Source organism: Bombilactobacillus bombi, assembly GCF_003522965.1.
Classification (GTDB): Bacteria; Bacillota; Bacilli; order Lactobacillales; family Lactobacillaceae; genus Bombilactobacillus; species Bombilactobacillus bombi.
Genome location: NZ_CP031513.1, coordinates 1,190,240 through 1,213,427 on the forward strand (window position 1 = coordinate 1,190,240; position 23,188 = coordinate 1,213,427).

Here is a 23,188-nt window from a genome sequence, read left to right on the forward strand (position 1 = left end):
ATCTTTACTAAACTTGTTGTTATAAATTATCTTATGTGTTGCTTAATTCTATCTTTATACCAATAATATGAATCTTTTTTATAACGTTTTCCAGTTCCATTACCGCCGTTATCCAAGTCTACATAAATAACACCATACCGTTTATCCATAGTTAATGGACCACATGAAACAATATCTATTATTCCCCACATAGTATACGCAATTAAATCAACACCGTCTTTTACTGCCTTATCTAATTGATCTAAATGAGCTTTTAAATAAGCAATTCGATAATCATCATGAATACATCCATCACTTGTTAGCTCATCATGAGCTCCAATTCCATTTTCAGCTACAATCACCGGCAAATGATATCGATCATATATTTGATTTAATGTGAATCTTAATCCAACCGGGTCAATCTGCCATCCCCACTCTGACTCTTTTAAATAAGGGTTCTTTTTCGTCATAATTAAGTTACCCGCTGTTTTTTCCCATCCGGAATCGTTTGTAGATACCTGAGAGAAATAATAAGAAAAAGATACAAATCCAACAGTGCCATCTTTTAATAATTCCTTATCACCTGGTTCAAAATGAACTTGAACATTAATTTCATCAAAATATCTATACATATACTCAGGATAATATCCTCTAGCCAAAACATCTAAATAAAACCAATTTGAATATTGATCATCTTGAATAGCCTGTAAATTATCTTCTGGTTTAGATGTTGCTGGATAAGTAGTAAATCTGGCAATCATTCCACCTACTAATTTTCCAGGAACCAGTTTTCTTCCTAACTGTACAGCTCTAGCACTACACAAAAATTGATGATGTAAACATTGGAATATTTTTTGATTTAAATTTTTCTCTGTTCCAGGTATTAGACAAACTCCATCCCAAGGTGAAAATTTAGCGGCATTTATTTCATTAAATGGTAACCAATAATCTACTAAATCACCAAGTCTTTTATAAAGAACAGTTACATATCTTTCAAAAAATTTAATAATTATTCTATTTTCCCATCCACCATATTTCTCAACTAAGTTTATTGGTATATCATAATGAATCATGGTTGCAAACACTTTAATTCCATATTTTTTACATTCTTTAAACATATTTCTATAATATTGAATACCAGATTCATTGGGAATTTTTTCATCTCCATTAGGAAAAATTCTTGACCAACTAATAGAAGTTCTAAATATTTGTAATCCCATATCAGCAAACATCTTAATATCATTTTTGTAATTGTGGTAAAAATCTACTCCTCTTCTTAAAGGATAGTTTTTTGTGTCATTATCTTTTAAGGCTCTACGATATTCTTCTCTAGAAAATGGATTATTTTGATGTTTATTTTCAATTTGCTTTGGAGTCCATGATGGATCTAAATATCTAAGATCTTGTGTAGATATTCCCTTTCCTCCTTCTCTATATCCTCCCTCTGCTTGAGAAGCTGCAATAGCTCCACCTAATAAATAGTTTTTATCATAATCTTTTGTAAGCACATTTATATCTCCCTTTCATTTCATCATTAATATCGCTTGCAATGATATAATAATTAAATATACATAGTATTGAAATATCATAACTATTTCTATTTAGTATCATATTCAAGAAGGAAAAATTATTTTATGGATAAAAAACTATTAAAAAAAATTTATGAAAACACACCTAGTGAAAATTGGCATTTAAAAAATACAAATAGGTTGAGTCCGTTTTATAATTCCTTACCCACTAAGAAAAATAATGGGAAACTAGTATTTATGTTTGATTTTGTTAATACACTAAAAACAAATCGTATAGGAATAATTAAAGAAAGTCGTTATACTACTATTCCACCTCATTTACACAAAGATATGGAAATGAATTATATTTTTTCAGGTAAGTGTGAATTTTTAATTAATGGAAGAAAAATAACATTAAATAAAGGAGATATTTGTATTTTAGATACACAAGTAGTAAATAGTGCAGAGTATAAAAATGCAGATGATATAGTGTTTAATATTATTTTTAAAAAAGAATTTTTTTCTTCTACTTTTTTATCTCAATTTAATGATTCAGATACTTTGAGTAAATTTTTATTAAATGCAATTTTAAATAAAAAAGAAACAGATAATTTTTTGATTTTTCACACTTTTAATTTATCTTCTTTTAGAAAAGTTTTTAATTTAATTCTAGAAGAATACTATTTTCCTAAAAAGAACAGTATTAATATTATAGAAAAATACTGTTCTGTACTATTTTTTTATTTAAGTCGTCTAATTGGTGATAGTAACCAAAATTTAATTACTAATAATTTTGATAAGAATATCTTATTAATTTTACAAGAAATTGAAAAAAATGATGGTAATTGTTCGTTAAAAGAATTATCTAAAAAAATTCATTTTTCACCTAGTACTATTTCTAAATCACTTAAAAAATCAACCGGGAAAAATTTTTCTCAAATAAAAATAGAGGCTCAATTAAAAAAAGCAAAATTACTTTTAAATGAGACCTCTATGCCAGTTTTAGATATTATGTTAGCTGTAGGTATTAAAAATACAACTTTTTTTTACAACAAATTCTTTGAAAAGTTTGGTGAAACACCTAAAAATTTCAGAAAAAATAATAAAAAACTACAAATTTAATATGTAAAATTATATTTTACAAATTTTTGAACAGTTGATTATTCAAAACAAAATCAGCTTTAATTTTAATTTTTTGATTTTTTAATTCTGGACTGACAACCAATTTGAGCATAATGGTGATTAATTGTGGGAATATTTAAGGTAACACTGGCTACTTGACCATTTTGTCCAATTAAACCAGGAATTGGCAGGTGTTGATCAACATAATATTGACGAACAGCAGCAGCAATATCATCTCCATTAGTGAAAAAATATTGTATTGTGTTATCTTTCACAGCTATTATTTGGGCAGCACGATAACCTTCTTGTGGAGTGGTCACATTAGTAATAATGTGCTTATTAGCAGACAAGTGACCGTAAACTTGTGCAAACCAATCCAAAGTTAACTGAGTTGTCATACTTATTGTTGCTGGTCGACTAAACAGAAAAACAATTTTTGCAATCGAATGATCTTTCAACCAAGTGAAAGCTTGGATATAGGCAGCTTTACGATCAGAAAAAGCTGCCGTTAAATGTTTTTTACCAGGATTTTCACAGCAAACAATCGGTCCATACTTCGTGTATTGAGTTAATTGTGACAATGAAATGCCCCGCGAAGTAAAAATCAACCCATCATATTCTTTGCGTTTCAGTTGTTCCAAATAATGCATTTCTAAAGTGCTATCATATTCAGATGGTAACAAAGTTACACTATATTCAGTCTGCAAAGCCGCATCCATAATGCCCAGCAACATTTGAGAAAAATAAGAATGCCGAAGGTGAGGTAAAACTACGCCAATTTTATGAGTTTTGCCCTTGCTTAGGTCTTGAGCAATCGCATTAGGAACATAATCAAGTTGTTTCATCACTTGCTTAATTTTTTTATTTGTTTTTATCGATACATAACCACTATGATTAATGACACGTGACACTGTTAAAGGTGAATAACCACTTATTCGAGCTACATCTTTAATAGTTACTATTATTAATTCCCTTTTGTTACAGCCATACGGACTGGTTAACTAGTTGTTCTATTGCGTATCCCAATCCCTGGTCATCATTTGATTTTGTCACAAAGCGGGCTGTTGACCGTACTTTATAATTAGCATTGGCCATTGCTACTGGATATCCAACTAATCTTAACATTGACAAATCATTTTCACCATCACCCACTGCCATTGCTTCTTGAATGGTTAAATTTTCTTGTTGTAAAATTTTTTGAATTCCTGCAGCTTTTTGAGCAGCTGCACTAGTAATTTCTAAATATTCCGTTCCCGATTGTTGAATATTAATTTTAGAAATATTTAAATCGTGTAAAAATTTTTGCAATCGATCCATTTCTTCAGGATCAAAAGTAATTAGCATAATTTTAAATAATTTGTGTTTTGCTTGTTTAAAAAAATCTCGATAATTAATTATCGTTGCAGTTTGATGTACTAATTGCTCTTCAAACTTAATTCCTCGATCATAGCGTTGAGTATACCAATGATGTAAGCTATAAAAACTCAAACTTACTTGCGGAAAATATTTACTTATTAAAAGTACCATTTGTGCAACTACTTCGAAATCCAATGGCTTTTGGGCTAGCGAGTGCCAATGATTGCTATTACCTTGAAAAATCACACCTCCGTTAAAAGCAATTTGTGGAGTTTGTAACTGCAATTGGTCGATAATCGGTAACATTTCTTGAGGTGCTCGCGCAGACACTAAAGTTAGTGGTTGACTGCAAGATTGAATAATTCGTTTGTTCGTCATCGATACTTGTCCGTGACTGTTTAGTAAGGTCCCATCAATATCTGAAAAAATATATTTTATTGTCATCAGCTAAACTCCTTTATCATTGCTTAGCCTGATTATAAAATGTGGAACGCGTTTTATGTCAAATTGCACCAGTAGACAATTATTAAAAATCTATTAGTATCAAATATCGTTAGCAATTAAACTTGTAATCTGCCATATCTAATTATGTCTTCAGTAACCTCAAATAATATCGCAGTAGCTCCTGAAGAATGTCCATAACCGCATAATATAATTTTTTGACCAGGTAAAGCATGATTCAAAATAACTTCCAGTGAAAGTAAAGGGGAGGCGGAGCCTGAATCTCCAATATAAGAAGCATAATCAGATTCAGGCTCATAGTCTGTTTTCAATGCTTTAATAATAGGAATGGAAGTAAATATCCCAATTTGATTAAACGCATAACTAGATATATCAGTTATTTTTAAATTCATCTTATCTAAAAGTAAATTAATAGCCTTAACACAATGTTTTACAAAGCAGACGTTCGTAACATTATGATTAAGAGGAGCAGTTATCCTAATAAATCTTTCATCTTCAGGTCTAGACTGTTCAGGAAATGCCGAATTATAAGAAACAAAATCTAAAAATTTCAGAATTATATTTTATTTCCTATTAGCATAGCAGCTTCCCCATTGCCAATATATGACTCACGCAATTCGCTCGAAAATATATGTCTACTTAAAGAATCTGCGCCTATTGCCAAACAATTATCTACGAAATTAGATTTAACTAAAGATAATGCAGATAATACAGCGTTCACTTCAGATGATTCAGAGGATTGGACATCAAATCCAATATAATCATGACTATTAGTTAAAAAGGACATAATTTGATTAGCGTTACTTTTAAATAAATCAGGATCAGTAGAGGTGCCTACAATTATAGCATTGATACTTTCAGGAGTTATTATAGATTGATTATACACTTACCTGCATCAGCGGATAGTGTTAGAGTATCTTCATCGCTAGATAATACTGAGCGATAATTCACACCAATATTATTTTTGATCATATCTAAATTATTATTTTTCCAGCAACCAATAGTTTTTTCTATGGGAAGTCTTAGATATGGTACTTTTGCATTATAAGATATAATTCCACATTCTATTACATAATCTCCTTAAAATTAATTATTATAAGATAACATTCAATTATTTCATACTACTATAAACACATTTTTTTATATTGCACTTAAAAATCAAAAGTTACTCACTATTGTGATTTTGTGACATTATATATACAAGATTGTAAATAATTAATCTTCCAATTAAATCGTTCTTTTTTTACTAATTTTAAATAGAAGGCCACAAAGTATTGAGATTAAGGCAATGGGGATCATTGTTCGATAAATTTTCAGAAAAGATTCTACTAGTTGTTTTTTGGAATAATCTTTTATTGTATTAGTTAAGCTTGTGATTTGATGATTAGTAGATTGTACTTTTTGTTTAATTTGACGTTTCGCAATTCGCATCAATTTAGGATATAAAGTTTTTTTAACCATCGGTGGTAAAGGACCTTTTTTCTCTAATACTAGCTCTACCTGCTGCTGAGCTTTACTATTTAATTGAGCATCACTTATTGTAATTTTTTTTGGTTTAAGATTATTAGTAGAAATTGCACTGTTTTTAGATGTATTAATAGTATGCTTAATCTTTTTAAGAGCCTGACTTTTTACTTTATTAGGCAAACTTGAACTAGAGATTTGTGTAGATGAATAACTAAGAATATTATCTTTAGCATGATTTACATTAATAGTTAATAATGAAACAAAAATTGCAGTTGCAAGTACTAAACCGATCTGTCTAAAAACATTAGCGACACTTTGTGATGCTGTAAGTAATTTACCATTAAAATCAGACGCAGCCATCACGTTGGCTGGTCCAGCAATAATTCCATATCCTAAACCTAAGAAAATATTCGCAATAACTAAAGAATTGATTGCAATATTTGTTTTCATATTGCCTAATATATAATAACTAAAACTCAAAAATATAAAGCCGGAGATTACCAAATATTTAATTTTAATTTTTTTCATTAAAAGCGAAGCTAAAATAACAAAAATAAATACCGAAATTGAATATGGAGTCATTAACAAAGCTGCCTGTAATTCACTTTTACTTTGGGTTTTCACCAAAAAAGTAGGCATTGTAATAGCGAAACCACCTAGAAAGAAATTACATAAAATGAGACTTAAAGAAGCGCCATTAAAGTTTCTACTTTTAAATAAAGCTAAATTAATCATAGGGTCAGGAACCTTATACTCAGTTATAATGAATAAAACAAAAGAAACAATAGTTGTTATAATCAGAATTATTATAATCAAGGATGACCAACCCCAACTATTTCCTTTAATTAATGTCAAGGTTAGAGAGAACAACATTATCATAGATAATATAGATCCCAGAATATCAATTTTTTCTGATAATTTAGTCTCATTCTTTATTGGTAATACAAATGGAGCTAGAAAAATTATTATTAAAAGAAAAGGCACATTAATATAAAAAACCCAACGCCAACTATAATACTGAGCAATCATTCCTCCAATAGTTGGCCCTAAAGCAGCAGCGAATCCTTGAGCGCCACCTAGTAAGGCAACAATTTTGTTACGTTGATTCACTTTTACCTGTGCTAAAGAAATAGTCATAGTTAAAGGCAAAATAGTCGCAGCTCCTAAACTTTGAACAATTCTTCCAAATAATAAAAAGGATAAATTCTCAGACATTCCGCTGAGGATAGAGCCAATAGTAAATAAAACTAATCCAATTATGAAATATTTGTTTTTGCCTCTAATTTCTGCCAATCTGCTAAGCAAAATCGTTAATGTAGCAAAAATAATTGTATATAAATTAACAGCCCAAGAAAGTGAATCTAGACTTACATTCAATCCAGTTTGGATTTCAGGTAATACTATAGTCATAATGGTTGTGTCCAGCATACAAAAGAAAGTGCCAACAGTCATAACTAGGATAATTAATGCTTTTTTCTTAGTCATCTAATCTTTCTCCATTTTCTAAAATATTTTTCACAATAGTGAATAAAATACACACATGTGACAATATAGGTATAGTATAATAAAAAAAAGGATTAAACAATCCTTTTGAATGAATCTTAATAACTGACACAAAATTGATTATATGTGAGGTAGAAAATTGTCACAAAGAATGACTAATCAAACAAAACAATGGATTTTTGAATCCTTTATCGATTTAGTTCAAGAACACGAATATAATAAAATCTCGATTTCTATGATTATGGAGAATGCCCAATTATCAAGAAGGACCTTTTATCGATTTTTTAAATCTAAGGATGATCTGCTACAAAAATATTTCTTAAAACTATTTGATGGCTATAAGGAGTATGTCAGCCAAAAGAGTATTAATTCATTTAGTGAACTAATATTTTATTTCTTTTCCTTTTGGAATCAATATCGTTCTATCTTAGCAGCTTTTCAAAAACAGAATTTATTAATCTTAGCGGTTAATATTTATGATTCAAAAATAATACAAGAATATAGCTCTGTAGCTTTACCGTGGCATAAATATAATTTGAGTAAAGAACAGATAGAAACAATTACACGTTTTTTTGTAGGTGGCTTATGGAATGTATTTATTTCATGGGATTTTAATAATAAACAAAGCATAAAAGAAATTACTAATTTAGTTGTCAACTCCATAAGTATTATGTCAATGCAGAATAAAAATACTAACAGCACAGAGTAGAAAGTAAAAATGGAAATATTTTATTACGGCAGATTACAAATTTAATCCGAACAAGCCGTTATCCAAAGACTGGTGAAAAACAATGAGGGTGATAAATCTCAAAGAAGATTATACAATTCAAAGGCGAATCAATTTACGATAGTTGTGATTGTTGATGTTGTAACTAAAAAAGCCACACTCTTCAAAAGCGTGACAATTACTTGTTCTTTAATCTATTAATGAATTCAAATAAGCCTAAACAATCCGCGTCTGTTAATTTTCCAATTGGTCAACAATTGAAAATCCACTTTTTATCATTTCTAAATGCTTTTATGATCCATTATTATTCTGTACGCTCTAAAACTGTAACAAAATCAGTGCACACTTTTTCAGCTATCACTTAATAATGCTTGGATAACTTTCTCACATAAAAAACATTTACTGCAATTAAAAAACCAGTCAGATAAATTTATCCAACTGGAGTTGTTACAACTATATAAATTATTCCCATTCAATTGTTGCAGGTGGCTTAGAAGTAATATCGTAAACTACGCGATTGACATGATCCACTTCATTAGTAATCCGAGTGGAAATTTTGGATAATACTTCCCAAGGAATTTGTGCAAAGTCAGCAGTCATCCCATCAATGGAAGTTACAGCTCGAATGCCTACAGTATAATCGTAAGTCCGGCCATCACCCATCACACCTACACTGCGCATCCCAGGTAAAACTGTAAAGTATTGCCAAACTTCTTTCTCTAAGCCGGCATTCTTGATTTCTTCGCGTAAAATATAATCACTATCACGCACAATTTGTAACTTATCTGCTGTAATTTCACCAAGCACTCGAATCCCTAGTCCAGGACCGGGGAATGGTTGCCGCCAAACCAACTCATGGGGCATATCCAATTGTTCACCTAATTCTCGTACTTCATCTTTAAATAAAGTCCGCAAAGGCTCAATTAATTGAAAATGCATATCTTCTGGCAAACCGCCGACATTATGATGCGATTTAATGGTTTGGGCAGTATTAGTTCCACTTTCAATTACATCAGTATAAAGGGTTCCTTGTGCTAAAAAGTCAATCCCATCTAGCTTTTGGGCTTCATCATTAAACACCTGAATAAATTCATTACCAATAATTTTACGTTTTTGTTCAGGATCACTGATACCTTTGAGCTTGTTCATAAAGCGTTCTTGGGCATTGACTTTAATGATATTTAAGCCAAATTTACCTTCTAAGCTATCCATGACTTGCTCAGCTTCACCCTTGCGCAACAAGCCATGATCGACAAAAATACTAGTCAATTGGTTTCCGATTGCTTTGTGCAATAAGACACCAACAACTGAAGAGTCAACCCCACCAGACAAGCCTAATAAAACTTTGCGGTTACCCACTGTGGCTCTAATCTGGTCAATTTGTTGATCAATAAAGTCACTCATTGTCCAGTTGGCTTGGGCACCACAAATTTTAAAGGCAAAATTTTTCAAAATATCTAAACCATATTCAGTATTACGTACTTCAGCGTGGAATTGGATTCCATATAACTTTTGGTCAGCATTTTCCACAACAGCATATGGGGTATTATCACTAATAGCAACAATATCAAAGTCAGTCGGAATTTTGGTTACGCGATCTCCATGACTCATCCAAACAAATTGTTGGGCAGGTAATCCCGCAAATAATAAAGATTCAGACTTTGTCACAGTAATATCAGCATGTCCATATTCTGGCGCACCAGCAGCTTCAACCTTACCGCCTAAATCATGCATCATCAATTGCATACCATAACAAATTCCTAAAATTGGTATTCCTAGCTGCCAAATATCTGCATCAATTTGTAAAGCTTTAGGATCATACACACTATTAGGACCGCCCGAAAGAATAATTCCCTTAGGGGCGATTGCTTTAATTTCTGCAGCAGTTATAGTATGTGGCAATAATTCCGAATAAATGCCAAAGTCACGAATACGGCGCGTAATTAACTGGTTATATTGGCTACCGTAATCCAGCACAATAATACTGTCTGCTTTTACTTGCTTATCCAATCTCCACACTCCCTTATGTTATTACTAATATTGTACAAAAAAAATTTCTTGCTGTATAGCAAACTCAGCGTAAAACAAATTTTTCTAATGCGTGAGCCACTCCGTCGTGGTCGTTATCTTCGGTCACATAATCGGCAATAGCTTTCATCTTGGGATTACCATTTTTCATAACTACTGCCATACCCGCAGTTTGAAACATTGTATAATCATTGAGTTCGTCCCCGATTGCCATTACTTCATCTAAAGCAAAATCCAGCTCTTCAGCTAAGTCACGCAAAGCTCGACCTTTGGTAGCTAGAGAATGAGCAACTTCTAACATAATCGGCATTGAACGCACAATCGAATGCTTCTGCCCAAATTCCGCACCCAATAAAGGTTCAATTTGATCGATTTGTTTTTTTTCACCGGTTAAAACTGCTTTGGCTAACGGAAATTGAATAGGCAAATCACTAGGATCTAAAATTGTAATTCCGGCCTGCATTTCACTAGCTTGCATTAAAGTATAAAAATTCACTTCATGATCCAATGTGTAAACATGGCTTTGATTGTCTAAAACATTAAAGTGTACTTGATGTTGAGCACTAAATTGCGACAAAGGTTCAAAATCAGCTGCAGTTAACATATGTTCTTGAATAAGCTGACCCGTGGCTGTTTGAATGACACCACCATTATAAGTAATAATATATTGTTGCGAACTATCGATGCCTAATTGTCTTGCATAAGGAAGAATACCCGCTAAAGGACGCCCAGAACAGAGGACGATTTTTACACCTTGTTTGAGAGCTTGAGCAATTGCCTGTTTAGTCAACAGGGTGATTTCCTGTTGGGAATTTAAAAGCGTTGCATCCATATCAATAGCAACTAATTTAATTGTCAATCTTTTTCCATCCTTTAAAATATTTGTTACGAGTATTTTAGCAGTTTTCAATTAATTTATCATTTTTTCAGCATAAATTTCAATATTTCTTCAATAAAACCTTATCCATAAAATGCCCTTTAGTCTTATGCAAGATTAAATCCGCACGATTGATTGTAGGCGCAATATACTCAACTAAGTTTTTATAATTAACATCATGCCAAACTTGATGTGCATAAGCCATTACTTCTGATCTTGGTTTTTTAGTAAATTGATAATAATAATTACTTGGATTCGGATGCTCAATTTCCGCTTGCAAAAAGCCTTCAAAACGGTGTATATACCATTGTTCAATTAAGTGTGGATCTGCATCAACATAGATGGAAAAATCAAAGTAATCGCTCACATAAATATTTTGGTTATGAGGTAATTGTAAGACATTAATCCCCTCAATGATTAGAATATCTGGATTATTGACAACGTTTATTTGATTTGGGACGATATCATAAATTTCATGAGAATAACTAGGATATTCAACGGGACCGCGATTAGCCTTAACTTGTTCTAAAAAGAGTAATAATCGTTCATTATCATAACTCCATGGAAAGCCTTTATCGCCTAAAATGCCGCGTTTTTCTAATTCAGCATTAGGATATAAAAAACCATCGGTTGTAATTTGTTCAATATTATATTGCGGATAAGCCCGCTGCAACATCACTTTAAGTAATCGAGCTGTTGTACTTTTACCCACAGCAACGCTGCCACTAATACCAATAATAAATGGAATTTTGTGGGGTTTAACTCCCAAAAAGTCTGCTTTAGCTCGTGATAAGTGTTGATAATGATGCAGATATAGATGCAATAAATGGCGCAGTGGCGCATAAATTTCTTTAACATCCTGCAAAGATACTTGATCATCAACTGATTTAATTTTTTCTAGGTCATGATCATCAATTTCATTAAAGTAATCGCCATGAAATTGAGACCATTCTTGGCGTGTATATTCATTATAATTCATAAAATCTTGCATAATTATTCCTCACAAATGATATGATAATATAGTTAAAAAGGAGTCAATCTATGAAAAAAATAGTTCTTTTTGGAGATGCCATTTTAGGTGGCGTACATCATGAACGTGTAACTGATTGTTTTACGAATCGGATTCAAAATGCATTTGCGGATGCTCAAATCATCAATTGTTCGATTCCCGGACATAAGACTAGCGATGCGTTAACTCATTTTCAACGCGATGTTGTGAATTTACAACCAGATATTGTGGTCTTATTCTTTGGTGCCAATGACATTTTAACTACTAATGAAATGAAACCAGGCTATTTCACAAACAACTTGTCTCATATGATTACAGAAATTGGACCGCAAAAAGTGGTCTTAGTGTCACCACCTTATGTTGATTATCATAAACATCCCGAACGCAGTTGGCCTCGACAATTACAATTTGCCTTGGCTGCGGAGCAAATGGCTAAGAGCTATCATCTGCCCTTTGTTAATTTACTTGATGCGATGCAAGCACAAAAGCAACCTGAACAATATCTACAAGCTGATGGCTTACATTTTAATGAGAGTGGTTATGATTTATTGGAGCGCTTACTTGTACCCGCTATCAAACAAGCTTTATAATATTATGTTTTCACTAGAAGTACAAGTAAGCACTCTCATTTTAATTGCTTTTCTTTGTATTTATCACTTGAATAACTCTTTAATATGTAAAAAGGATTGAGAAGAAGTTACTCAATCCTGATTAATTAATACTTAATGTTTAACTAAATAATCAATTGGCTTTGCTTTTTGAAGCTTTCAAACTAGCAGGTTGAAAGACGAAATAATAAACAATCAAAAGCACTTCAAATATCACACCCACAATGATTGAAGCTCGTGTTTCTGGATTAATAAACATGAAGAACAAAATTATTGTTAAACCAATTAAAGCTATCCAATTAGTCCAAGGTGCGCCGGGCATTTTAAAGGGATGATTCACTAATTCATCTGCATGTAATTTTCGAAAGCGTAAATGGCTAATTAAAATCACAAACCAAGGCACCATTCCAGGTAAGACACTTGAGCTATATACCAATACAAAAATATTAGCTGCTGAATGGGTAAACAAAGGCAAAACATAATTTAAAATTGTACCTAATAAGATTCCGCCTGAAATGGCAATTACTGGCCAGTAAGGAACTTTACGTTTGGATACTTTCGTGAAAATTTTTGGTATATCGCCATTTTGAGCTAGTGTGTATAACATTCGGCTAGCACTAAAAATTCCGGAATTGCAACCAGATAAAGCCGCTGTTAAAACTACAAAATTAATAATCTCAGCTGCAAAAGTAATTCCAACTTTCGCAAATGTTTTAACAAAAGGTGAACCAATGCTGCCTAATTGATTCCAAGGATAAATAGCAACAATGACAAAGATAGCACCGATATAAAAAATTAAAATACGAAAAACTAACGATTTAATTGACTTCACAATGCTCTCTTGCGCATTATCTGCTTCACCTGCTGTAATACCAACAACTTCAATTCCTTGATAAGAAGCTGCGACAATTGACAAAGAAAACATAAATCCCTTAAATCCACCAGTGAAAAAGCCACCATGTGTCCACAAATTACTAATACCTACGGGATGACCATGGTTACCAACTCCAAAAACAATTACTAATAAACCCAAGATTATCATCAAAATAATAGTAACTACTTTAATAATGGCAAACCATGATTCTAAATCACCGTAAGCCTTAACAGAAGCCAAGTTAGCCAAACATAAAGTAATTACTACCACTACACCCGCAATCCATGCTGGAAAATGGGGCCACCAAAATTGTAAATATTGTCCTACTGCTATTACTTCACTAATTCCTACAAGCGCCCATTGAAGAACGTTGCTCCAAGCCGTAACAAAACCAGCAGCTGGATGTACATATTCAGAAGCAAAATCTGCGAAAGAACCAGTAATGGGATGTATATAAAGCATCTCACCTAAAGCCCGCATCACTAAATATAAGATTCCTCCAGCTAGCGCATACGCCAGCAAAACTGATGGGCCGGTCCACTTGATAGTCGACGCAGAACCCATGAATAAGCCGACACCAATCGTCCCACCCAAGGCAATCATTTGCATTTGGTGAGAAGACAAGGATTTATTTAATTCTTGTTTTTCCATAAACTTGTCCTCCTCAGAATAAGATATTCCAGATTTTACATGATTTAAAGACATAAAGCAAAGTTTTTTAATGTAAATTAGAAAAATCTTATATATAACGTGATGTTTAGTTCTCTATAATTAGTAATGAATGTTTAACTTATGCAACTGCTATAGGTACAGACGAGCATTTATTTAAATAATATAAGAAACACTAAACATTTATATAATAAATTATCAAAATTTATAAACTTTTTAACAACAAAAAAGCAGGAACAATTATTCCTGCCTTAAATCTATTATAATTCTTGTCCTGTAGGGCGAATCAAAATTTCACTCACAGTAACATGTTTAGGTGTACCTAAAGCATAAACTACAGCTTGGGCTACGTCTTCAGGATTGAGCGAATTATTCGGTTCATTCCACAATTCAACTAAATCTTGAGCAGCTTGTGGGTCTGAAATAGATTTATATAGCTCAGTATTTACTCCTCCTGGCGAAACAATAGTGGAACGAATGCCATTATCTTTTTGTTCTTGACGTAAACCTTCCATAATTGCCCGCACTGCAAATTTAGTTCCACAATATACTGCTGATCCAGGATACACTAGGTGTCCAGCAACAGAATCAGTTGCTAAAATATGTCCATATCCTTGTTGCTTCATAAGCGGTAAAACAGCTTCAATCCCATTTAAAACACCCATCACATTAATTTGTAACATGTTTTGCCACTCGTCATGATGAAATTCATCTAAATTAGCAGTTGGCATAATCCCAGCATTATTGTATAGAGCATCAATTTTGCCAAATTGTTTTTTAGCTAATTGCACTAAACTTTTAACATCCTCTAATTTGGTAACGTCCGTTACTTGATAGTATACTTGATCTTTTGGCAATTGTGCTGCTACAGCAGCTAGTTTTTCCTCTCGCCGAGCACCCAAAACTACTTTAGCGCCTTGTTCTACTAACAATTTGGCCGTTGCTGCTCCAATACCACTAGATGCTCCGGTAATGACGACTACTTTATCTTTAACTGACATAATAATTCTCCTTTATGATACTTGCTTAAATTGATAACTAATTAGCTTTTTAAATATTATAAAACGTTCATTTTAATATGTATAATACCTATATTACATAGTTATCTATAATTTATAGTTATAGTAGTTTAAACAAAAAAGAAAGAAATTTTTTAACTTTAGGACAGTATAATGTAATGACTCTAAAATTAGCGATATAAGACACCTGTGCCTAAAGATTATGTAAAATATTAAAAAAACTTACCAGTAAAGATAAAGAGAAAAAAATGCTATAAAAAATGAACCCCCAAAGATTGGATAAAAATCCAATTTTGGGAGTTCATTTTAATAAAGGCTATGTCACCAAACCTAATCTAATTCTTCACCATTAGAAGCAATCACTTTTTTATACCAGTCAAAGGAATCTTTCTTATAACGTTTGAGTGTTCCTTGACCTGCATCATCTTGATCCACATAGATAAAGCCATAACGTTTCGACATTTCAGAAGTTGATGCACTAATCAAATCAATTGGGCCCCAAGTTAGATAACCCATTAATTGCACACCATCTTTTACAGCTTCTTTCATTTGTTGGATATGCTGACGTAAATAGTCAATGCGGTAGCTATCATGTACTTGATAATCATCTGTTAATTTATCCTCGGCACCTAAACCATTTTCAACAACAAACAATGGCACGCGATAACGATCCCACATTTCATTTAAACTGATACGTAAGCCAATTGGATCAATTTGCCAACCCCAATCACTAGTTTCTAGATAAGGATTCTTTTCACCAGCCATAAAGGAATCTGCAAATTTTTCTGGTTTACTATCAGTAGAAGTGATGCTAGACATATAATAACTAAAGGCTAAATAATCAACAGTTCCGTTTTTGATAATCTGCTCATCATCAGCTTGCATTTGTAATGCTACACCGTTTTCTTGGAAGTAACGATTCATATATTCTGGATATTCACCACGAACTTGAACATCAGTATAGAATAAATTCAATTGATCTTGTAATTGCGCAGCACGTACATCTTTAGGATTTGGTGTTTTAGGATAATTTTGCGCTCTAGCCAACATACAACCTATTTTTGCATTAGGATCAATGGTATGACACTGTTGAACAGCCAAAGCACTGGCAACAAATTGGTGATGCAAAGCTTGGAAACGTAACTGAGCCTTTTGTTCCAGATTTAATTCATTATCGACTGCTCCGGTTCCAGTGAATCCACCAGTAATTGCGTTAATTTCATTGAAAGTCATCCAATATTTAACAACGCCTTTATAATGTTGGAAAAGCGTTTCTGTATAATGAGTAAAATTATCAATTGTTTGTCGACTAGCCCAGCCATTTTGCTTTAAGGTCAAGTTAAGGGGCATTTCATAATGTGAAATAGTAACTACTGGTTCAATCCCATATTTATGACATTCAGCAAAAACTTTATCATAAAATTCTAAGCCGGCAGCATTAGGTTCTTTTTCATCACCTTTAGGAAAAATTCGTGCCCAAGCAATAGAAATACGAAAGGCTTTAAAACCCATTTCAGCAAACAGTTTAATATCTTCTTGATAATGGTGGTAAAAGTCGATTCCTCGACGTTTAGGATACATTTCATCAGTTTTATCTGCGATAGCTTCTGCAATACTTTCTTGAGAAACGGTATTCATAGATAAATCATGATGAGTGGCAGCTTTTTTAACAACTTCAGCTGTCGTTAAGCCTTTGCCATCTTCATTCCATGCTCCTTCGATTTGGTTAGCAGCAGTTGCACCGCCCCAAAGAAAATCTTTTGCAAAACCTGTTGGCATATTTTTAGAATACATTTAATCTTCCTTTCTTAACTTTATTTAGCTAACTCTTTTTTACCATTATTAAAGTATTTTAGTGATCCTACTGAACCAGATACTTTAAATTTTCCATCTTTGTAAACAACTTTAGTTACCGCGTCATTTTTCATTGGAGAACCAGTATATTGTTTAGAATTGAGTGTTGAAATAAACAAGCTAATAGACATTCCTGAACTAACAACTAAAACATTGCCTCCACCTGATTTTTGTTGCTTTTTAACAATTCTAGTAAGAGACTGTGACATCCTTTTCTCTACTGTCTTAGAAGCTTCGGCTCGATATTTAGCTGGTAATTCAGTATTTAGTTTATTTTGCTTATCTAATTCATAATATCCATCCTGCATTTTATTTATTGCATTTTTTCCTGTTTTTTTCAAAAATTCCTTACTATCTTTAAAACCATAATATTTGGCAATTTCCGGAATGTTTTGAGCGGCATCTGGTCTTCCTTCATAACTACCATAATTACACTCTCTCAAATTGTTATCAATCTGCAAATTAATTTTTTTATTTCCAGAGTTATTTAGTACTCCTTGAGCTGTTTTTTCTTGTCTTGTCAAATCACCTGAATAGGCAGCCTTAAAAGTTGTACCTTTTAGGCCACGTCCCAAGTACTTAGCCCCATCAATACCATTTTGAGTTAAAGTATAGTCACTCCATCCTTGCGCTCGATGCATAACATTTGCAGTAGTTTCTCCATGACGTACAAGGTAAACTACTACTTCTTTGGAGTCGCTGTTACTTTTAGCATAGGTTAAATTACAATTCACGAATAATGAAGCAAATAAAATAGTAACCAACATTAGTGTACTGCTAATTATACGTTTCAAAATATATTCTCCTAATATATAATCAAAGTCATTTTAATTCTAATAATTCATCCTTTTGATTAATTTTACCTGTAGCAACAGTCTTAACTTCATGATAATTCTTCGTATTAGTAATAATAATCGGTGTGGTTACTTCTAGTTTAGCATCCTTAATGATATCAATGTCAAATTTAACTAACAATTGACCAGCAGTAACATGATCGCCTTTTTTAACCAAAGTTTCAAAACCTTTGCCATCTAATTGCACTGTGTCCATACCAATATGAATCAAGATTTCTGCACCATCATCGGTTGTTAATCCTACAGCATGTCCAGTAGGGAACACCATTTGTACGGTGGCATCTGCTGGAGCAACCACTTCACCAACACTCGGTTCAATCGCAACACCTTGACCCATTGCACCTGATGAGAATACTTCATCTTTAATATCAGCAAGAGGAACAATGGTACCAGTTAAAGGACTTGCTAGTTTAGTAGCCTGATTATAATTAATTTCCTTTTTATCATTATTTATATTGTTAGAAGCTGTATCACCTGTATCAGCAACTTCTACTTTATTGTCATTAACACCACCCCATAAAATCGTGAAAATTGTTCCTAAAGCAAAAGCTACGATATCTCCAATAATTGAAAGACCAAAACCCTTTCCAATAAATGTTGGTAAAGACAAAATGGTTGCTAAGCTAACAGAATTAGCATGTGCACCAGAAATAGCTACTATTGCACCACCGATACCACCTGCAGCCATGGCACAATAAAAAGTTTTTTTCATTTTTAAAGTAATTCCATAAACTGTTGGTTCAGTAATACCAAAAATGGCTGTTATTGTATTAGATCCGGCTAAACCTTTCATTTTTTTATCTTTAGTTTTTAAGAAGACACCGAATGCAGCACCAGCTTGTGATAAAACTGCTGGTAATAAAATAGGCATAAGTGGTTCATAACCCCATTTAGTTAAATTATTCATCATAACTGGAACGAAGGCCCAATGTACACCAAAGATAACAAATACTTCCCAGAAAGCGCCTAAAACTAAACCAGAAAGAATTCGAGCATTTTGATATAATGCCAAAACTAAACCAGCTAAAGCATTACTAATAACAGTACTGATTGGACCAACAACAATAAAGGTCAAAGGTACTAAAATCATTAATACACATAGTGGTGTCAAAATATTACGAACTGATTCATGCCAAAATTTATTAAATATAGGCTCTAAATACTTTTGAACAAACACAACTAGCAGAATAGGAATTACCGTACTTGTATAAGTAGTCGGTACTATTGGTATTCCAAAAAAATTAATTGCTGCGTGCTTAGTAGTTAGAGCAACCATTGTAGGATAAACAAGTGCCATAGCAATTGATACCGTTACATATTGATTAACTTTTAATTGTTTAGCAGCTGTAAAAGCTAAAATGATTGGCAAAAAATAAAAAATGCCATCAGCTGCAGCGTACCACACTTGATAAGCACCTGTATTGGGCGTCATCCAGTGAACAGCAACAAATAAAGATAATAGTCCTTTTAATATACCGGCTCCTGCCATTGCACCAAGAAATGGTGTAAAAGAGCCGGAAATAAAGGCAATAAAAGCATCAAAAGCACCTTTAAAAGTTAACTTCTTCTTTTCAGTTGTCGTTTTAGTAACTTCAGAGTCATCACCTAAACGACTATCTATTGAAATTAAAGCATCATAAACTTCACCAACGTTATTTCCAATAACTATTTGGTATTGTCCCCCAGCTTTAACAACTTTAATAACTCCATCTAAATCTTCAATTTTTTCAGTATTTGCCTTTGTTTCATCTTTTAAAATAAAACGCAAACGTGTGGCGCAATGCCATGCTGAATTGATATTAGTATCGCCACCAACAAGTTCGAGAATATTTGTCGCTAAGTTAGTATAATCCATGCTTTCCCTCCTAATATAAAAACCCGCCAATAGCTACACTGCTGGTATAATAATGCCAACAAGATAACTATCAACGGGTTAATGCCTGATCGAATCAGTAACACACCATATTGTGGTTATTTATTATTTATTTGACGGTGAGTAACCCGCCAAATATGTAAAGTTAGATAAACCTTATCATCTGGTTGTAATTCCCAACCAGTTTTTTGTTGTAAAAAATTGCCAATGCGTTCGACAGTTGCGTAAGCTTTGGGATACTTAGCAATCATCAACTTTAAAATTGCAGGATCTAATTCGTCGTTATGATTCTCAGTCTGCTTAAGGTGCTGAATCATAAAGGAACGCAAATGCGTAATAAAACGATTAAAGTTGAATGAATCATTATCTAAAGTAATACCATACTGATATTGTACTATTTCCACAATTTGCCCAATTAGTTTAGTAATTTTGACCGTATCGTGTAAACCGGTACCATCAGAGCGTAAATTTAAAAAATGATAAGTAATAAAAACTATTTCACTATCAGACAATTGTTTTTGCGTTAATTTTTCAACTAACTCAACTGCTTGCTTAGCAGCATCGTATTCCTTAGGAAACAACTTTTTAATGCTCCAGCTTGTGGTTCCATCAGCCAAATCCAATCCTTCATCAGCTCGTTGTAAAGCAAATTCTAGATGGTCTGCTAAAACAACATATTGATAACTATTAAATTTGACTTGCAATAATGGCTCTACTAATTTAACAACTTTAGTCGTAATATCAATTGTCTTGGGCGAGATATCAGATAAAGTTTCCATCTGGGAATTGTCATTTTCTGTTGCTATAAAACGACGCTCAATTTTAGATTCATCAACTACATCGCCTGTTTTTTTACCAAATCCTATACCGTTACCAATCACCACCCATTCTGTATTATTCTTGTCTTTAACCAGAGCGACATTATTATTAAAACTTTTAATAAAATTCATCTTAACCTCCTGATTAAAAACACTAAAAAACCTATCTCTTATGATAATACGTCCACTACGTTTTATTAAGAGATAGGTTAATGCCTGATCGTATCAGTAACACACCTTATTTACAAGTAATTATTATAAAGGGTCCTGGAAACGGTGTCAAGTATAAAAACGAATTATGTTAAAAATTATACAAACTCAGCTTTAATATATTTGATTTTACAATTTAGTAAACTTGATAACTTTTTATTTAATAACGTTGTGCTTGACAAATTGTCAATTGTGCATTGCCCAATACATAAATTCCTTGTACATCACCAGTATTTAAAGCTGCAACTGCCTCATTAGACAAATGTAGAGCTGATAACTCAAAAGCAATTTCTTGATCAGACCAACAAGCTACAAATTGTTTACTAGCAGGCTTATTTCTAATTAATAATTTTTCAGGTAAAGTTTGCATAGTCGCTACAGTTTCCACTTGCTTCAAATCAGCAACTTTTATTACTTTGAATATTTGATATTGTTGCTGTAACTTATCATATTTTAACATTAATGCTAAATAATGATCAGCATTAATTAAACTGATAATACCTGCTTGCCCCTGATTAAGTTGAGTAGTTTGTGAATCAAGGGTCACTGAAAAAGTTTCTTGAGCTTCACTTTGTCGGATACCGATAAAAGACGGAGTGCCTAAATCTTCTATCTGGTAATCACTACCGACTAGCGTAAGTTTACCAGGCTCTAAATGAAGCCGTTCTTTTAAATTATTGCGCAAGGATAGCCATTCAGAATTTAATTGATTATTTTTAAAATCATCAGTAAAATTCTCTAACTTTTGTTCCCCAATATTTTTTGCATGCTGTGCAAATTTAGTTAAATCAACTGACTGGGTAGGCACTCCTTGATAAATTTGTGGCCATTCTTTATCCCAAATAACTGGATACAATAAAGTTTCCCGACCCAAATTGGTGATTCTACTAAAGTCGAGCGGACTAGGACGAGTACCCAAACAAGTCAACCACCAGTTACCCTGAACATCTTGAAATAAATCAGCATGACCAATATTTTGTAAAGGTTCATCAGCTCGATCACGATTAGTAAACAGCGGATTAACTTCAAGTGGTGCTTGATAAGGTCCCCACAAATTATGACTTCGCTGCATAGTAAGCATATGTCCTAGACCTGTACCACCTTCGGCCATCAACAAGTAATACCAATCATTTCTTTTAATAATATGGGGACCTTCAACATCTCGTCCCCCTGTCCCAAGAGTTAAAACTTGGGGATCACGTAAGATTTGACCAGTAGTTAAATTTATTTCAACTTGTTGAATAGCCTTAGTTCCTTTGTTATCAATATAACCAGTAAACTGTACATAAACATGATTATTTTCAAAATATAAATCTGGATCTATACCTTGGATATCTACTTCAACGCGCTGATTTTCCCAAATAATTTGTTGTTGCTGCTTATCTAATTGACCTTTGATAATAATAGTCTTAAATTCAGAAAAATTAGTAGTAATTACATAGAAATATCCATGATAATAGCGAATATTTACTGCAAAAATACCTTCATTAGATTTTGCCTGCGTTAAATCCGCTTGTTTGGTTGTTTTAATTACACCTGGCATTTGCTGCCAATTAACTAAATCTTGACTTTGTGAAATAGCAATACCGGGATAATATTCAAAAGTACTATTGGCCAAATAATAAGTTCCATCTACTTGAACTATACTCGGATCAGGATACATCCCCCGCACAATCGGATTTTGGTAAGATTTACTCATCATAGTCCTTCTTTCCATTGTTGATAAGACGTTTCAATTTGAGCCAGATTAAGCTCTTTTGTTTGCGCAAATAATAAATCCGCCGCTGACAATTCTACAGAAGAACCAATACCAACAGAAAACGCTTGGGCCTGATTAATAGCTTGAATTCCTGCTATTGAATCTTCAAAAGCAACACAATCTTGTGGTACAACATTAATTCCGGACGCAGCAGCTAAGAAAATGTCAGGAGCTGGTTTACCTTGTTTTACTGCAGCTGGATCAGCGATGGCTGCAAAATAATCACTTAATTGCAGCTTTTCTAAAATTACTGGAGCATTCAAACTAGCTGAAGCTAAGGCTAATTTGACTTTTTGTTGTTGTAATTCCTGCAATAATTCTTTAATTCCCGGTAAAATATTATCCGGAGTCAAAGTTTGTAACAGTTGCAAGTAATATTCATTTTTTTGTTGCATTAATTGCTGAAATTTTGCAGTATCAACTTCAATTTGTAAATAATCTAAAATTCTTTGTAAAGAATCAGCACGACTAACACCTTTAGTTTGCTCCTCTAATTGGCTCGGTAAATCTTGCTGAAAATTATCTTGAATTAATTTTTTCCAAGCTTGAAAGTGATATACCGATGTATCAGCAATGACACCATCTAAATCAAATAAGGCACCTTTAAACATA

Annotated in this window: 20 protein-coding genes; 3 read left to right on the plus strand and 17 right to left on the minus strand. The window is 32.9% G+C overall.

Annotated features, from left to right (window positions below; all coding sequences use genetic code 11):
* Positions 1–26 precede the first annotated feature (26 nt).
* On the minus strand, positions 27–1,487 hold the full coding sequence (locus DS830_RS05965; RefSeq protein WP_118908628.1) for a glycoside hydrolase family 1 protein: 1,461 nt from the start codon (positions 1,485–1,487) through the stop codon (positions 27–29).
* Between the two features lie 126 nt (positions 1,488–1,613).
* On the opposite strand from DS830_RS05965, the gene DS830_RS05970 reads away from it, so the two are divergent.
* The gene (locus DS830_RS05970) at positions 1,614–2,609 is read left to right on the plus strand and encodes an AraC family transcriptional regulator (RefSeq protein ID WP_118908629.1); all 996 of its coding nucleotides are present in this window, start codon (positions 1,614–1,616) and stop codon (positions 2,607–2,609) included.
* Positions 2,610–2,674: 65 nt separating this feature from the next.
* Here the strand turns inward: DS830_RS05970 and DS830_RS05975 are convergent, their stop codons facing one another.
* From DS830_RS05975 to DS830_RS05995, 5 genes are all read right to left on the minus strand, one after another.
* The gene (locus DS830_RS05975; RefSeq protein ID WP_338024783.1) at positions 2,675–3,574 is read right to left on the minus strand and encodes a LacI family DNA-binding transcriptional regulator; all 900 of its coding nucleotides are present in this window, start codon (positions 3,572–3,574) and stop codon (positions 2,675–2,677) included.
* 13 nt (positions 3,575–3,587) lie between these two features.
* On the minus strand, positions 3,588–4,409 hold the full coding sequence (locus tag DS830_RS05980) for an HAD family hydrolase (protein ID WP_118908631.1): 822 nt from the start codon (positions 4,407–4,409) through the stop codon (positions 3,588–3,590).
* Between the two features lie 116 nt (positions 4,410–4,525).
* Positions 4,526–4,819 (minus strand): hypothetical protein, encoded by a 294-nt coding sequence (locus tag DS830_RS05985; RefSeq protein WP_118908632.1) that lies wholly within the window; start codon positions 4,817–4,819, stop codon positions 4,526–4,528.
* A gap of 164 nt (positions 4,820–4,983) precedes the next feature.
* Positions 4,984–5,313 (minus strand): beta-ketoacyl-[acyl-carrier-protein] synthase family protein, encoded by a 330-nt coding sequence (locus DS830_RS05990; RefSeq protein ID WP_118908633.1) that lies wholly within the window; start codon positions 5,311–5,313, stop codon positions 4,984–4,986.
* 341 nt (positions 5,314–5,654) lie between these two features.
* Positions 5,655–7,379 carry an MFS transporter gene (locus tag DS830_RS05995; RefSeq protein WP_118908634.1) on the minus strand — a complete coding sequence of 575 codons (1,725 nt, stop codon included), beginning with the start codon at positions 7,377–7,379 and terminating at the stop codon, positions 5,655–5,657.
* Positions 7,380–7,536: 157 nt separating this feature from the next.
* On the opposite strand from DS830_RS05995, the gene DS830_RS06000 reads away from it, so the two are divergent.
* The gene (locus DS830_RS06000) at positions 7,537–8,106 is read left to right on the plus strand and encodes a TetR/AcrR family transcriptional regulator (protein ID WP_118908635.1); all 570 of its coding nucleotides are present in this window, start codon (positions 7,537–7,539) and stop codon (positions 8,104–8,106) included.
* 480 nt (positions 8,107–8,586) lie between these two features.
* On the opposite strand, the gene guaA is transcribed toward DS830_RS06000, so the two are convergent.
* From guaA to coaA, 3 genes are all read right to left on the minus strand, one after another.
* Positions 8,587–10,134, minus strand: a complete 1,548-nt coding sequence (gene guaA / locus DS830_RS06005) for a glutamine-hydrolyzing GMP synthase (RefSeq protein WP_118900708.1) — start codon at positions 10,132–10,134, stop codon at positions 8,587–8,589.
* A 64-nt stretch (positions 10,135–10,198) separates the two neighbouring features.
* Complete coding sequence (locus DS830_RS06010; RefSeq protein WP_118908636.1) at positions 10,199–11,011, minus strand: Cof-type HAD-IIB family hydrolase; 813 nt, start codon at positions 11,009–11,011, stop codon at positions 10,199–10,201.
* A 79-nt stretch (positions 11,012–11,090) separates the two neighbouring features.
* Positions 11,091–12,020, minus strand: a complete 930-nt coding sequence (coaA, locus tag DS830_RS06015; RefSeq protein WP_118908637.1) for a type I pantothenate kinase — start codon at positions 12,018–12,020, stop codon at positions 11,091–11,093.
* Positions 12,021–12,070: 50 nt separating this feature from the next.
* Between coaA and DS830_RS06020 the strand changes: the two genes are divergently transcribed.
* Positions 12,071–12,628, plus strand: a complete 558-nt coding sequence (locus DS830_RS06020; protein ID WP_118908638.1) for an SGNH/GDSL hydrolase family protein — start codon at positions 12,071–12,073, stop codon at positions 12,626–12,628.
* 151 nt (positions 12,629–12,779) lie between these two features.
* Here the strand turns inward: DS830_RS06020 and DS830_RS06025 are convergent, their stop codons facing one another.
* From DS830_RS06025 to pgmB, 8 genes are all read right to left on the minus strand, one after another.
* A complete protein-coding gene (locus DS830_RS06025; RefSeq protein ID WP_118908639.1) occupies positions 12,780–14,171 on the minus strand; it encodes an amino acid permease in 1,392 nt (463 codons plus the stop codon).
* Between the two features lie 278 nt (positions 14,172–14,449).
* The gene (locus tag DS830_RS06030; RefSeq protein WP_205526814.1) at positions 14,450–15,193 is read right to left on the minus strand and encodes an SDR family oxidoreductase; all 744 of its coding nucleotides are present in this window, start codon (positions 15,191–15,193) and stop codon (positions 14,450–14,452) included.
* Between the two features lie 345 nt (positions 15,194–15,538).
* Complete coding sequence (locus DS830_RS06035; protein ID WP_118908641.1) at positions 15,539–17,002, minus strand: glycoside hydrolase family 1 protein; 1,464 nt, start codon at positions 17,000–17,002, stop codon at positions 15,539–15,541.
* 20 nt (positions 17,003–17,022) lie between these two features.
* A complete protein-coding gene (locus tag DS830_RS06040; protein WP_162887535.1) occupies positions 17,023–17,856 on the minus strand; it encodes a histidine phosphatase family protein in 834 nt (277 codons plus the stop codon).
* A gap of 28 nt (positions 17,857–17,884) precedes the next feature.
* Positions 17,885–19,771: a beta-glucoside-specific PTS transporter subunit IIABC gene (locus DS830_RS06045; protein ID WP_118908643.1), complete on the minus strand. Its 1,887-nt coding sequence runs from the start codon at positions 19,769–19,771 to the stop codon at positions 17,885–17,887.
* A gap of 116 nt (positions 19,772–19,887) precedes the next feature.
* A complete protein-coding gene (locus DS830_RS06050; RefSeq protein WP_118908644.1) occupies positions 19,888–20,739 on the minus strand; it encodes a PRD domain-containing protein in 852 nt (283 codons plus the stop codon).
* A gap of 238 nt (positions 20,740–20,977) precedes the next feature.
* Positions 20,978–22,519 (minus strand): glycoside hydrolase family 43 protein, encoded by a 1,542-nt coding sequence (locus DS830_RS06055; RefSeq protein WP_338024772.1) that lies wholly within the window; start codon positions 22,517–22,519, stop codon positions 20,978–20,980.
* Complete coding sequence (pgmB, locus tag DS830_RS06060; protein WP_118908646.1) at positions 22,516–23,187, minus strand: beta-phosphoglucomutase; 672 nt, start codon at positions 23,185–23,187, stop codon at positions 22,516–22,518. Before pgmB ends, DS830_RS06055 begins: the two co-directional genes overlap by 4 nt.
* Position 23,188: the final 1 nt, after the last annotated feature.

Excerpts from the sequence above, each read along its gene's own strand:
- DS830_RS05970 (WP_118908629.1), top strand. The coding sequence starts at position 1,614 with ATGGATAAAAAACTATTAAAAAAAATTTATGAAAACACACCTAGTGAA.
- DS830_RS05980 (WP_118908631.1), bottom strand. The coding sequence starts at position 4,409 with ATGACAATAAAATATATTTTTTCAGATATTGATGGGACCTTACTAAAC.
- DS830_RS05985 (WP_118908632.1), bottom strand. The coding sequence starts at position 4,819 with ATGAATTTAAAAATAACTGATATATCTAGTTATGCGTTTAATCAAATT.
- DS830_RS05995 (WP_118908634.1), bottom strand. The coding sequence starts at position 7,379 with ATGACTAAGAAAAAAGCATTAATTATCCTAGTTATGACTGTTGGCACT.
- coaA (WP_118908637.1), bottom strand. The coding sequence starts at position 12,020 with ATGCAAGATTTTATGAATTATAATGAATATACACGCCAAGAATGGTCT.
- DS830_RS06020 (WP_118908638.1), top strand. The coding sequence starts at position 12,071 with ATGAAAAAAATAGTTCTTTTTGGAGATGCCATTTTAGGTGGCGTACAT.
- DS830_RS06025 (WP_118908639.1), bottom strand. The coding sequence starts at position 14,171 with ATGGAAAAACAAGAATTAAATAAATCCTTGTCTTCTCACCAAATGCAA.
- DS830_RS06035 (WP_118908641.1), bottom strand. The coding sequence starts at position 17,002 with ATGTATTCTAAAAATATGCCAACAGGTTTTGCAAAAGATTTTCTTTGG.
- DS830_RS06045 (WP_118908643.1), bottom strand. The coding sequence starts at position 19,771 with ATGGATTATACTAACTTAGCGACAAATATTCTCGAACTTGTTGGTGGC.
- DS830_RS06050 (WP_118908644.1), bottom strand. The coding sequence starts at position 20,739 with ATGAATTTTATTAAAAGTTTTAATAATAATGTCGCTCTGGTTAAAGAC.
- DS830_RS06055 (WP_338024772.1), bottom strand. The coding sequence starts at position 22,519 with ATGATGAGTAAATCTTACCAAAATCCGATTGTGCGGGGGATGTATCCT.
- pgmB (WP_118908646.1), bottom strand. The coding sequence starts at position 23,187 with ATGTTTAAAGGTGCCTTATTTGATTTAGATGGTGTCATTGCTGATACA.